This is a genomic window from Pseudomonas sp. ITEM 17296, from assembly GCF_028895205.1.
Lineage (GTDB): Bacteria > Pseudomonadota > Gammaproteobacteria > Pseudomonadales > Pseudomonadaceae > Aquipseudomonas > Aquipseudomonas kermanshahensis.
Map to the genome: position 1 here is coordinate 54,715 of NZ_WJRS01000032.1, position 13,002 is coordinate 67,716.

The window sequence follows — 13,002 nt, forward strand, 5'->3', positions numbered from 1 at the left end:
CGCAAGGCTGCTTCTACAAAAAGCGCATCAAACTCAGAACGCCTTGCTGTAGAACAACGCGTACGACTCGATCCCGTCGTTAGGCTGTTTGATGCCCGCGTTGGAGTAATGCATCGCGCGGATGCCGACCTTCTGCGCACCCGGCAGCTTCAGGCCAAAACCGATGCGGTCTTCGAAGTTGACCGCCGAACCTAGGCGCTGGTCGCCCACTTCTGTCTTGGAAAACGCCGCCAGGCCAATGCCGGCCTCGATGTAGGGGGTGTAGGTGAAACCGCTGAACTCGTACGTGAATACCGGGCTGAACGACAACGAGTGCGCGCCGCTGGCGTCGCCGCCTTCCCAATAGGTGTAGGCCGCATCCCAGTAACCGGTCACATAACCGGTACTGCTTTCCAGCCATTTCTTGTCCCAGTCGAACGACAGGCCGATACGGTAGGTCATGTCGCCTTGGCTGGTGGCGCCAACTGCAGCCGATACCTGCGCGGCCTGGGCCAGGTTGGCCCCCGCGAAGGCCAGCACTGCAGCGGCCAGCGAAGCAGCGAGACGGGTTTTCATCAATGACATCTCCTGATGGTCTACAACACGGGCAAAGTGGGGGCTTGAGCCCCTCGAGCTTATGCGGTGGCCGGCGCATCCAAACCGGTCACACCAAGTAATACTTCTCTGATTATTGTCCAGATAATCAGAAAGTTGAAAGCTGTTTGCCACCATTGGCTAATACCAGGGCGACCGCCTTATCACGGGCCCTGTCGCCATTCAGTCGTAGGCCGCCTCTTCATGCTCACCCAACAGCCGCCGCTGCCTCGGCGTCGCCTCCTGCAACACCTGCGGGTTGAATTGCCAGTGCAAGTACGGCGAAAACTTCTGCGCCACCATGCGTCGGCCGTAATGCACCTGCAGCATGTCGCGCTCACGCGACTGCGTGCAATTGGCGCCGCCGCTGTGCCAGACATCACTGCGAAACACCAATGCATCCCCCGCCTTGCACAACACCGGATGCGCTTCACGCCCTTGCCACTCGGACTCGCCGGCCTCGGGTGGGCGTGCTGCCCGATGGCTACCAGGCACGATCCAAGTCGGCCCGATGCTGTGATCGATATCGCTGAGGTATAACTGCACGGTAAGGATCTGCATGGGTTGGGTAAAGGCACCTCGCTCACTGATCCACGCGGGCAGTTGCATGGGCAGGTGATCAAGGTGCAGCGCCATGCCGGGGTAGCCGGGGTGGCTGCGCCAGACGGTCTGGCCGATCACGTGGCAGTCCTCGCCCAGCGCGGCCTCGGCCAGGTTGATAAGCGGTGGCAGATCAAGAAAGGGCAACCACAGGGGGTTGCGGTTGAACACGCACTTGTAGTGTTCGAGCAGCCCTTGGTAATCCCAGTGAATGGGCTGCAAGTCATCGATGGCGCAGCGCAGCAAAGCGATACGCAGGGGTTCGAGCACACCGGGGATCAACACAAAACCCCGCTCGTCCAACATCTCCAGCTGAAGGTCCAGGCTCATGGCGGTGCGCTCCCATTCGGCAGGAGTACAGATGTACTCCTGCCCGGACTGTACCATTCAACGCCAGTGCAGGTTCACCGTGGCAGGCGCTTTGCCGTCGACGGCCACCTGCTGTTGTACCGTCTCACCTTGGGCGTTACCGGTGACTTTGTAATGGCCCGGTGGCAACTGCACATAGAGCAGCGGGCCTACATTGGTAACGCTCAGCACGGGCTGGCCCTGTGCGCTCTGTATGTCGACTGTGGCCCCACTCTGGAACTCGCTTCCCGGGCCTGCCGAGAGTTCGACATGCAAGTCGTACCCTTTGGTCTTGCGCAGGGCATTGGCTTCATCCTGGCCGATACCGCCTTCCAGGTAACGGATGCCGTTTTGCTCTTGCGGCTGCAGCTGGACAGCCTGCATGTCGATAGGCGCATTGAGGTCGGCAGCCGCCGCCAACGTCCAAGGCATGGCCAAGGTGAGCATTAGCGCAGCACCAAGGGCATAGTGATGATTACGCATGGTAGAACCCTCCTTCTGAGGATGGTTTACCTATTATTACGCCCTCTAACGACACTCGTTTTCTTACTGACAGAGGGTCGTCCGGGCACGGGCAGCAAGTCGTCGCTTCAACGTGCGCATTTATATTTCATGGGCATATTGCACTCTTTATTCAAAAACGGCTGGATCGGCAAACGACTAGCGAACACACATTTTCTTACACCCAAATACTCGACAGGAAACCTTCACCCGGTACATCGTTAATTTTCGGAAGAATGCACTCTAGTGTTCGAGCTGTTTAATTTCGACGAACGCGATAGCGAATTTTCCTACAAACTTTTAAAGATACACCGATCGAACACAACCATCATCCAACAACATGACTTACATCAACACAGATCAAATAGCGCCACGACAGGCATAATCAAACACAGTGGGATATGCAATACGCTATGGACAACCTCGATAAAGAAACACGTCGTGAACGAGCCGATATTGTTCTACGTAGCGCGCACCAGTACACCTACTTCCAATTACTGGAACTGATGCACCAGCTGCACGGGGACGATCTCGAACAACGCCCCCTGTCCCGGGAGGCTCGGCGCCGCTTGCGGCTGGAGGTTTCTCCCAGTTTATCGTTCCCGGTTGCCGACGTACTGCGCGCTGACCGCCTGGAGGACGATCGCTATCGGATTCAGGCCAGCTTCCTGGGGCTGCATGGCACAGATTCGCCGCTGCCCACCTACTATCTCGACGACATTGCCTACGAACACGCTCATGGCATCGGGCTGCGTCCGGCGTACTTCAACTTCTTCAACCATCGCCTGCACACCCTGTTGCATCAGGGCTGGCGCAAGTACCGCTACTACCGGCGCTTTCAACCGGGCGCAAAAGATGGCTTCTCTCGCTACATCTTTGCCCTCATCGGGCTGGATGACTCAGCGTTGCGAGGCGCCACACCGCTACCTTGGAGCCGGTTGCTCAGTTATGTGGGGATGATCGCCAGCCGCAGCCGATCACCGAGCATGGTGGCCGGCATGATCGCGCACTGCTTCGACCTCCAGCAGGTGGCCATCCGTGAATACGAAAAACGTACGGTGCCGATTCCCTTGCCCCAGCGCAATGGCCTAGGCACCCGCAATTGCCAACTTGATAACAACTTCTTGATCGGTGACAGCACCGAATCACGCAACAGCAAGTTCACCATCGTGATCGCTGGCCTGAATCAGCCGCAGTTTCGCGAATTCTTGCCCAGCGGCGGTAACTTCCAGAAGTTGAGCCACCTGGTGGACTTCCTGCTCCGCGATGTCGGTGCCTATGACCTGGAACTGCGCATACGTGCGGAGGAAGCGCCGCCCTTCAGCTTGCGGGCTGAGCACGGCACCCACCTAGGATGGACCAGCTTCATCGCAGAGCCCAATGACCCTACGCCACCCCCTGTTCGCATCACGGTACGCGCATGAGCCCACCTGTTATCCAACCTAGTCTCACCCTCTCCATTCTTAACCCAGAACAGCTGCTGCATGGCAGTGAACCGCAACACCGATTCGACATCGCAGGCGGCACCATTGGCAGTCAGGGCACGTGGCAGCTACATGATCGCCAGACGCACATCCTGCCGGTGCACTGCGAAATTGCTTGGCATGAAGGCCACTTCTGCATCATCGACCACAGCGGCAAAAGCTTCATGAATGGCAGTGATACCGGGCTTCTCTCGGGAACATTCATCCGTTTAAGGCATAACGACAGACTGCAGATCGGCACCTATCAGATCGCCATACGCCTGTTTAACGAAGACGCTGTGAGGCCAGAACACTGTGCAGCCAAAAACCCGCTTACTGCGCTGCTGACCACACAGCTTTGCCCGCTGCAAGCGCTTGGCACACCGATGACCGACACTTTAAGGTTTCTTCAGCCTGTGACGACCGCACCGGTCGACGAACTTGACCCGCTGGCCTTATTGGACCGAGCTGCAGAGGCCCGGATTGATCCGGCCATCGCGCGCATCTTCGGCAAGGAGGCTCGATGAAAACGACCATTGGATGGTTGCTCATTGGCCTGGTACTCACTGGCTGCACGTCGATCAGCAGGATCTATCAAGTGGCAGTGAATCCAAACTTGCCTATCGGCGGCCCCAACAACGATATCAGCCACGTGGCACTGAGCCTCTATGCTGCTGATCTACCAGCACTTGCCACTTCGGCGCATGAGACGTCAGGTACACCCGCACCGGCGCATGGCCATCCCGAATTATTGGCGGCTAGCCTCAGCGCCGAGGACGCCGTAGCGCTGACGGACAGGCTCAGTTCACTGGCCGAACAGCTGCACCAGAACTACCCCACTTCCGCGGAGCATGAGCAGGCCATCAACGATGCGAAATCGCCCGCGCCATTGGCCAGTTACGCAGCGACAGGACCCGCGCTGCCCTCAGAACCCAGCAGCCCGCCCCAGCGCCAAACACCGTCATCCACCGCGTTCAAAGTCCTGCAACTGCGGGACGATTCGTTGCTGCTGGATGCTACCTATGAGCAAGTAGAGGAAGACCTGGACAGAGCACTGGGCACCACGCTGATCAGCGCTGACGACTACCGTCTGATGCCCGGCCATTTCAAATTCATCGAGCACGAAGAACTCAACGAACGCACTCGCTACATCGCCGTCATTGCGCGCCTGGGCGATAGCCCGCTGGGCAACTGGAAGGATGCCGTGCGCATCCAACCTCGCGGCTATAACCACACCATACATGTCCACTTTGAAAACAATGGCGTTGAACTTCGGCACGACAGCGAATACCGCCGTGACCAGTGAGTCCGCTACCCAACCAAGAGGAACATTTTCATGAGTTCACGCAACGCGGTATTGTGGAAAGAAGGGCTGTTCGTCAAACCCCAGCATTTTCAGCAAATGGCCTACGCCGCCGAATCGGCATTGCAACAACGTATTACCAGTTTGAACGATGCGTTCTACGGTTTCAGCGAGTTGGAACTGAACGCCGAGTACTTGAGCTTCGGCAAAATCGCGATCACCCGTGCCCGTGGTGTAATGCCTGATGGCACGGTCTTCGATATTCCTGGCGACATGCCACCACCTCCTCCATTGGAAATCCCTCTGGATGCTGCCAACAAGGTCATCTTCCTCGCCCTCCCTCTACATGCACCCGGCGCCCCCGAGGTGCGCTGGCCCGACAGCGACCATTCAGGCGGTCGATTTATTGCCAAAGGTGTTCCGGTCATGGACAACCACGGCGGCAGCGGCGACTCGATGATCCTCGATGTCGCCATTCCGAACGTGCAGATCAGGCTGCAGGACGACAACAGCGCCTACAGCTGCCTGGCATTAGCCAAAGTGCTAGACAAGCGGCCCGATGGCAGTGTGATGCTGGATCCGCGTTTCTATCCCACGAGCATCTCGCTCAAGGCGGCACCGGCCCTGTTGGGCTTCCTTGAAGAGGCGACGGGGCTGATGCGCGAGCGCGCACGCAATCTCGCGCAGCGGATCTGCTCACCCGGCCAGTCCGGTATCGCCGATATCACCGACTTTGCCCTGCTGCAAGTGATGAACCGGCTCCACCCCTATTTCCATCACCTGGCTCGTCGTCGCAACGTGCACCCTGAGCATTTGCATATCGCGTTAGGGCAGGCCTGTGGCGAACTGGTGACCTTCACCGACGACGGTCGGCTGCCACTGGAGTACCCGGCTTACCAACATGATGACCTGGCCGAATCCTTCCACATGCTGGAGGAGACCCTGCGCCGTTCCCTTAGCACCATCCTCCAGCCCCGCGCCGTGTCGCTGCCGATCCAGGAGCAGCAATATGGCGTGCTCACGGCAACGCTGCATGAGCGCAAACTTCTGGAAGACGCCACCTTCATTCTGGCCGTACGGGCAGACCTACCGGGTGAGGATCTGCGCAAGAAGTTCCAGCAACAGGGCAAAGTCACTTCGATCGAGCAACTGCATCACTTCGTACAACTGCAAATGCCTGGCATGCCGCTGATTCCGCAGCTTGTAACACCTCGCTTCCTGCCTCACCACTCTGGGTTCGTCTACTTCGAACTCGATCGTCAGCATGAATCGTGGCAGCAAATGAAGCAGGCAAGTGGCTTTGGGTTCCACATTGCTGGCGAGTTCCCGAACCTGGAAATGCAACTTTGGGCTATCAGGCCGGAGTAGACCCCGTAGGAAAAAATCCCGATCCAGGTCACTGGCATCGGGATTTTGTTGTGGGCCGTGAAGCGCTACTGCTGCGCTACTTCACTGGCAATGTCATCTCGAAGCAAGCGCTGCGGTAGCGCGAAGCCTGCAAAGAGCTGGCGGGTGAAGGGGTTGTTCGCACCGGTAGCGTGGAACTTATAGCGGGCAGAATCGCCTGCAATCTTGAAGCTCAAATCCACGCTGGTTGGAGTGCGCGCATTGAGCCCACCTCGGCTGAGCAGACGATAGAGCGACCAGGGGCCGTGGTAACTCTGGCTGACCGTGGTACCAGTGGCCTGCACCAAGGTGACCCGACTATGCCCGCTCTCCCCGGCGGGCCCTGGCCAAGTCATGCCGATGGGCTCTTTACCTCTGTCCGCAAAGGCGTGCAACAGCCCATCAAGGCCGAATACGCTGCCCCGCAGCCCGCTGCTGATCGCCACAGGTTCAAGGCCAAAACTGACGTTCAGTTCGCCGCGGTTATCGAAAAAAGCGTTGCGAATGACTTCGGCCTGCTTAAGCTGCGCAATCACCTCGGGGCGCACCAGAAAGCCGTCGCCGGCACTCGATTGCAGCGCATCGAGGTTGTCTTTGAGGAACACGGTGAGGTACTGATCCTCGAAGCGCTTCAGTTGGCCTTGGGGGCCAAAGAACGCCTCGAAATCCTTGAGCGACACATCCGGGCCGGCCGGGTCGATGGGATATCGCGATGCCAAACGCTCCAGGTAGACGCTGTATACCTCGGCGCCCCAGCGCTGCTCCAGTTCCTGCAACGCCATGACCATCAGCACCTGCGAGGTTTGCTCAGCCAGTTGGCGTACCTGACGGTTCAGCGGCTCAGGCAGCCCTGTAGCAATGCGTTGCAGATTACGAATGGGGTCAGGGTCTTTTTCCGAGAAGCGGCTCAACGCTACCGCGAGCGCCGCCCTGCCCCGATTCGAGTTGTCCTGCACCGCCTTTGCATAATCGTAGACGGCACTGATGGCCTGCAACGTTTCGTCGTAATAAGACGGTTTATCGCCCAGAACGTCGAGCATGCCGGACAGGCCGGCGAAGGAACGGTAGATACCCATCGCCTGGGCGTGCGCCTGCTGGGCGGGCTGCGATTGCTTTTCGCTGTCCGCCACCTGCGGATAGATCATCGTGTTGCCACGCACCGTTTCCAGCAGTCGACGTATCGGCGCGGCGGGCCCTGTGACCTGCTCCAGCACACTCAACGCATGCGTGAGGTCGCTGAACTCGGTCACAGAGAACTGGTTCAGCACGCGCCGCCAACTGTCGATGTAGTCTGCGCTGTACAGGGCACGCAACCGCTCGGTCAGGGCTTGTCGGTCCACCTCTGAATAGTCGAGGTGTCGTCGCTCGCCCAGCACCCATTGATCAATCAGGGCAAGGTCGGTCGCATTTTGGCTGTGCTGATCGAAGTAGTCCCGAAAACCGCTCGCAGTCAACAAGGGTGCCAGAGACAGGTTGCCATCGACCCCCGCCTGGTGATCACGCTCGGCCAGTGGCACATACACGATATCGAATGCCGGGCCGATTTCGTTGCGCAAATCCAGCTCACCGTGCAGTTGCTCCTGCGCCTGCTGCCGCAGGCCAATATAGACCCGTTGGGCCAATGGCAGCTTGCGCAACTGCTGCTGTGCTTCGGCCACCATCTGCCGATACTCGGGCAGCTCGACGTCGGCATAAGCCAGTGCGTATTTGAGGTGCCGCATCAACGCGACCTGCAATTGCCCCTGCCCCGGATATGCCTTCTGCCATTCACGGGCCATCCACTGCTCTACCAGCTCCGGTCGGCGGTTATTGCGATCCTCGATCATACGGTAGATGCGCAATGCCGACAGTTGCTCATCACTCCCGGGGATAGACCGTTTGATGGTGGCCGCCACACCGCCTGCGATTGCCGGTAGGAAGCGCCTGGCTAGGGCATTCAGGTAAGCCTGGTCCACCTGTGGGCCAATGGCTTTGCCTTGGTACAGTCCCATGTCGGTGAACACGGTCCAGCCTGAACGGTAATCGCCATACAGGCTCACAGCTTCGCGGATGTCATTCAGGGGCATCAGCAGACTACGCCCGGTCAAATCGTCTTTTGCATCCATGCTCGTTTGAGTGAACGCGTTACTTTTCTCCAGTACATGCTCCGCCTTGACGCGATTAACGCTGTAGAAATGCAACCAGCCACCGGCCATGGCTAGCCCGCACAACCCCGCCGCCACTGCACCACCTTTCAACAGCTGCGTCTTGTACTGAACGACCTTCTGGTTGTCGCCCGCCAAGCCGGCCTCGGGATAGACCACCCGTTGCAAGAGCTGCTGGGCGAAGTACACCACCGAGGTGCCTTGCGGTTTGGTTGACAACGCCGGCGAAGCAAAGGCGAAGGCGCGGGCTGAAGCATCGGCAAAGAGGTTACGCACCTCGCCCCGCTGATAAACCGAAGAAAAGTACAGGCCCCGCACCAAGGCAGGTGTGCTGTAGCGATCGCTGCCCAGGACATCGCCCAGAAAACTCAGCAACAGGTTTTGGGCGCCGCTCAATTCCTTGAGCAGTGAGTAAGCGCTCTTGCGGCCCGCACTTGGCGTTCCCATCGTCGCACTCATCATCCGATCGCCGAGTCGCCCAACGAAGTCCAAATAGGCGCTACCCAACTCCTCAAGCCAGGCATCGAAGTACTTCACCGACGCCAAGGTGAAGGTGAACCCCTGCACCTCTTCGCGCTCACGTGCCGGTAGTTTGGCAAAGAGTTCGTCAAAGCCGTCCAGCAAGTCGAACTTGCTCATCACCACGTAGAGCGGTAACCGGGTACCCAGCTCCCCACCCAGCTCAGTCAGGCGAGCACGCAACACGAAGGCCAAGTCACGGCGCTCAGTTGCCGACCGTGCGAATAGGTTGACCATGTCCACCAGCAACACCACGCCGTTGAGCGGACGTCGGCTGCGGTTGTCTGCGAGCCAGCCGATCAGGTGCTGCCACAAGCGTCGCTCGATGCCAGGTGGCAGACCGATGGGTTCTACATTCGGGCCTGCCGTTTCATCCACTTCAACCGTCTCGACCTCCCCTTCGGCGCCACTGGTCACAGGCTGCTTGATGGGATCAGCCACGACCACTGGCCGTTCAGGCTGACTGATGAACTCGCCTGGCGGATCGATCAACACGGCATCGTCGCCAACCCACCAATCGATGCCAAAAGCCAGGTCCGGGTCTGTCGTGGCCCGCTGGCTTGCGCTGCGCTCGGTACGCGTCAGTGCAAAGCGCTGATCCGAACGGCTGACAAAGCTGGACTTTCCTGCATTCTCTTCGCCAAGGATGAGATACCACGGCACATCGTAGAGATGCCCTCGCCCACCCTGGCTATCGCGCAACCGGGCCAGGCTGGTGTCGAGCAAACGTTGCTGGGCCTGGACATACGCCAAGCAGGGGTCTTCCACCTGCCGCGCCTGTCGTTGCTGTTCGCGCACGATCAAACGGTTACGCCGATGCACCTGCGCACTCCAGATCAGCAGTGGCAGGGCCATCAGCAGCACGGTTGCCGCAATGCGAACGGGTAGATCAGCCAGTGGCTGCCGCTCATGCCAACGCCATTCAGGCCCCAACCACCAGAGCCAGACCAATGCTGCTGCAATACCAATGATTATGGCAGCAACAACGACGGGCATTGCTTGGCGCTGCAACAACGACAAACCATGTAGGAAATAATCCTTTTTCAGTTTCATAGCGGTAAACCTTACCGACTGCATTTTCGAAGATGGAGGCACTTATGAGGCGCACACTTCGAAAGACAGTAACAACACTGCAAAACACTGTTCAATGTTATTTATGGAGAAATACGCGCTAACAATTTTCTTGCAGACGACGGGCAACAACTTGAACTATGAAAAGCAGTACGCATTGCATCAGAACTTTCTAAGCCCGCAACTTGTAGGAAATTTCCCACGAATTGACTGGAATCTTTTCTCGCACCGACGAGAGCCACCCGATTAGAGTCAAAAACGATAAACATGAAGTTTAAAGATTGGTTCATACAGGAAAAGCGGCACCTCCAACAATTGGGCGACGACTTCGTCGAGGACAACCCACAGCTGGCCCCTTTCCTCGGCCGAACGGCCTCGGGGGAGGATGTCGAACGCGTGATGGAGAACTTCGCGTTTCTCACCGCTCGCCTGGTGATGAAGATTGAAGACCATCTGCCCGAGCTGACCCATCCGCTGCTGCAGCTGCTCTGTCCTAACGTCCTGCGGCCATTGCCCAGCGTCACGCTGATGCAGTTCCAGCTCATCGACCACGCCTTGAGCGAGACCCAGGTGTTGCCCAAAGGCACACCGGTGTTTTCCCGCCCGGTAGAGGGCGTGAGTTGCGAATTCCGCACCTGTGCGGACCTGGCCATCGCCCCGTTAGAAATCCGTAACATTACAACATTGCGCAGTGCCGAAGCGCCCGTGGTGCGCATCGACCTGGGCGCCTTATCCGAACAACCGCTGGGGCGCATGAAGTGCGACCACCTTCGCTTTCACCTGGCGGGCGGGAGCCATAATGCACTGACCTTGTACCAGTGGCTGTCGCAGCATTTGGACAAGCTGTACCTGCACATCAACCAGTACCGCTTCACACTGCCGCCCACTGTTTCCTTCGTCGGCTTCGAGAAGGAAGAATCACTGTTGCCCAGCGCCGGCGAACACCTGGACGGCTATCGCATTCTGCAAGAGTTTCTCTGGTTCCCCGAGCGTTTCTACGGTTTCTGTATCGAAGGGCTTTCAGCCTACTGGCCCGACGAGGCCGCAGCGCACATCCAACTGGAATTTCGCTTCAATGCCCCTCTTACGCCTGATCTGCTGATCGACCAGACGACGATCCTGCTCAACTGCATCCCCGCCATCAACCTGTTTTCCTGCTCGGCGCAACCCATGCCGCTGAATGGGCAGGCGCTGCGTGAGACCATTCAAACGGCGCGGCGTGACGGCGCGCAAGATGAGATCTTCTGCATTGATCGTGTCAGCAGCCAGCGCCAGAAAACCCGGGAGCATCTGCGGGAGTTCAAACCCTACGATTCCCTCGACCCCAGTTTTCCACTAGCTGAGGCGCAGCCCACGCCTTACTACAAGCTGGATCTCGAACAGAACCCGATCACTGAAAAGGTGGAGCACCGCTTACGCCTGGTGCATCGCAACCTTACGCCTTACCTGGCTCAGCAAGAGGCACTGAGCATCGAGCTGACCTGTACCAACGGCGCCCTGGCGCAGCAGTTGGAGGTGGGCCACATCGATGTCACGACGCAAGATACACCCTCATTCGTCACCTACCGCAACCTGTCACGGCCCAGCCGCACATACCCGCCGTTACTGCAGAGCGGTGGTCAGGGTGAGCGGCACTGGGCGCTGATTTCCAACCTCACCCTGAACAATCTGTCGCTCTCCTCGCCGTCTGCTTTCGCCTCGGTACTGCGGGCCTACGACTTCGTGGCCGTGCACGACCTGCAACAACAACGCCTAACTACGCAGCGGCTGGATGCCATCAAGCAGGTGGACAGCGAACCGTATGACTGGTTGATCAAGGGCCAGCCCGTGCGCGGCCGGCGCACCACGCTGCACATCGATCCTGCCGGCTTTGCGTGCGAGGGGGAACTGCAGCTGTTCGGCAATGTGCTTTCCCACTTCATGGCGTTGTACGCCAGCAGCAATTCCTTTCATCAACTGCAGGTCGTCAATACGGCGAATGCAACCCACCAGCTTTGGCCTGCCCAGACCGGGCGGCAGCCGGTGATGTGACCAGGAGGTCCACCTTATGACCGTTACTCCCGCCCAAGCCTATGACCATGGCCAGAAGTCGGCGCGCAAATCGCCGCCCCTCAGCGAGCTATTCCCGCAGGTCGATGCGCTAAGGTTTGAAACCCGTTCGAACACCAAGAACCCGATCCTCGACATCGCCTCGCCCCTGCTTGGTCTGGTCATTCGCCTGGAAGGGACCGAACACTATGATCACGTCGAGCAACTGTTCGCCTACGTGAAGAACCAGATTCACGTGATGGTCGAAGAAGTGCGTCAACTCGAACACTGTGACGAAGGCGATCGCGTGGTCTTTTCCTATTGCATTTGCTGCGTGGTCGATGAGGCCGTGATGGCCACTCCCTGGGGGCGAGACTCCCCTTGGAAAGCACAGTCGCTGCTTAGCGCCATTCACCAGGAAACCTGGGGCGGCGAGAAGTTTTTCAGCGTGCTCGACCGCCTGCTGGAAGCGCCCGAAGGGCGCTACGACCTGTTTGTCTTCCTGTTCTGGTGCCTGGCGCTGGGCTATCGGGGCAAGTACGCCAACCAAACCAATGGTGACGATGAACTGGAAGCCTGGATCCAGCGCATCCATGACAAGCTCGTTGAGCTACGCGGGACCGAGCGCGATTCAGAACCCCTGACCGAGCCGCTGAAGAATGTTGCACCTCGTCACTACCGGATAAATCGACAGCTGCCGTGGTGGACACCCTGGGCAGTGATGGGGGTGTTCTGTACGGGCACCTATCTGTACTTCACTACAAAGCTCAACGCCATCACTCAACAAGTTCTGGTATCGCTGCAGACGATGCTTCAGCCATAAGTTCGTCAATACCGCGCTGACTTGACTCAACAGTCACTGTGCCTGCGAGCAAAGCGAATACCGATTTGACTCGAAATAACACACAGGCCGTATTTAGCGAAACTTCCTACAGCTTTTTAGGACCTGATAACGGCGACCTGGAATGGATTCCTCGCTACGGTCTTGAGTGCACTGATGCCGCGCGTTCTTTATACGCGTTCGGTCCCATGAACCTGCCCGAAAGGATGAACAGCAGGAGTTCAC

Annotated in this window: 10 protein-coding genes; 6 read left to right on the forward strand and 4 right to left on the reverse strand. The window is 58.3% G+C overall.

The window, feature by feature from the left end; genetic code table 11:
* Positions 1-33 precede the first annotated feature (33 nt).
* The 3 genes from GIB19_RS24815 to GIB19_RS24825 form a co-directional block, all read right to left on the reverse strand.
* Entirely contained in the window at positions 34-555 is a 522-nt protein-coding gene (locus GIB19_RS24815) for an acyloxyacyl hydrolase (RefSeq protein ID WP_027596791.1), read from the reverse strand.
* Between the two features lie 201 nt (positions 556-756).
* Positions 757-1,503, reverse strand: a complete 747-nt coding sequence (locus GIB19_RS24820; RefSeq protein WP_274888389.1) for a phytanoyl-CoA dioxygenase family protein — start codon at positions 1,501-1,503, stop codon at positions 757-759.
* Between the two features lie 57 nt (positions 1,504-1,560).
* On the reverse strand, positions 1,561-2,004 hold the full coding sequence (locus GIB19_RS24825; protein ID WP_274888391.1) for a carboxypeptidase regulatory-like domain-containing protein: 444 nt from the start codon (positions 2,002-2,004) through the stop codon (positions 1,561-1,563).
* Between the two features lie 431 nt (positions 2,005-2,435).
* Here GIB19_RS24825 and tssG point away from each other — a divergent pair, with 431 nt between their 5' ends.
* The 4 genes from tssG to tssK are packed head-to-tail and all read left to right on the forward strand — an operon-like array spanning position 2,436 to position 6,156.
* Positions 2,436-3,446: a type VI secretion system baseplate subunit TssG gene (tssG, locus tag GIB19_RS24830; protein ID WP_274888392.1), complete on the forward strand. Its 1,011-nt coding sequence runs from the start codon at positions 2,436-2,438 to the stop codon at positions 3,444-3,446.
* Positions 3,443-4,012 (forward strand): FHA domain-containing protein, encoded by a 570-nt coding sequence (locus GIB19_RS24835; protein WP_274888393.1) that lies wholly within the window; start codon positions 3,443-3,445, stop codon positions 4,010-4,012. The genes tssG and GIB19_RS24835 overlap by 4 nt, the downstream gene beginning before the upstream one ends.
* Positions 4,009-4,791, forward strand: a complete 783-nt coding sequence (tssJ, locus tag GIB19_RS24840; RefSeq protein ID WP_274888394.1) for a type VI secretion system lipoprotein TssJ — start codon at positions 4,009-4,011, stop codon at positions 4,789-4,791. The genes GIB19_RS24835 and tssJ overlap by 4 nt, the downstream gene beginning before the upstream one ends.
* Before the next feature lie 30 nt (positions 4,792-4,821).
* Entirely contained in the window at positions 4,822-6,156 is a 1,335-nt protein-coding gene (gene tssK, locus GIB19_RS24845) for a type VI secretion system baseplate subunit TssK (RefSeq protein WP_274888395.1), read from the forward strand.
* Between the two features lie 65 nt (positions 6,157-6,221).
* Here tssK and tssM read toward each other — a convergent pair whose 3' ends face one another.
* Complete coding sequence (tssM, locus tag GIB19_RS24850; protein ID WP_099429428.1) at positions 6,222-9,890, reverse strand: type VI secretion system membrane subunit TssM; 3,669 nt, start codon at positions 9,888-9,890, stop codon at positions 6,222-6,224.
* A gap of 285 nt (positions 9,891-10,175) precedes the next feature.
* Between tssM and tssF the strand changes: the two genes are divergently transcribed.
* Positions 10,176-11,939, forward strand: coding sequence for a type VI secretion system baseplate subunit TssF (tssF, locus tag GIB19_RS24855; protein ID WP_274888398.1), 1,764 nt, complete (start codon positions 10,176-10,178; stop codon positions 11,937-11,939).
* A 16-nt stretch (positions 11,940-11,955) separates the two neighbouring features.
* Positions 11,956-12,759 carry a type IVB secretion system protein IcmH/DotU gene (gene icmH, locus GIB19_RS24860; RefSeq protein WP_274888400.1) on the forward strand — a complete coding sequence of 268 codons (804 nt, stop codon included), beginning with the start codon at positions 11,956-11,958 and terminating at the stop codon, positions 12,757-12,759.
* Positions 12,760-13,002: the final 243 nt, after the last annotated feature.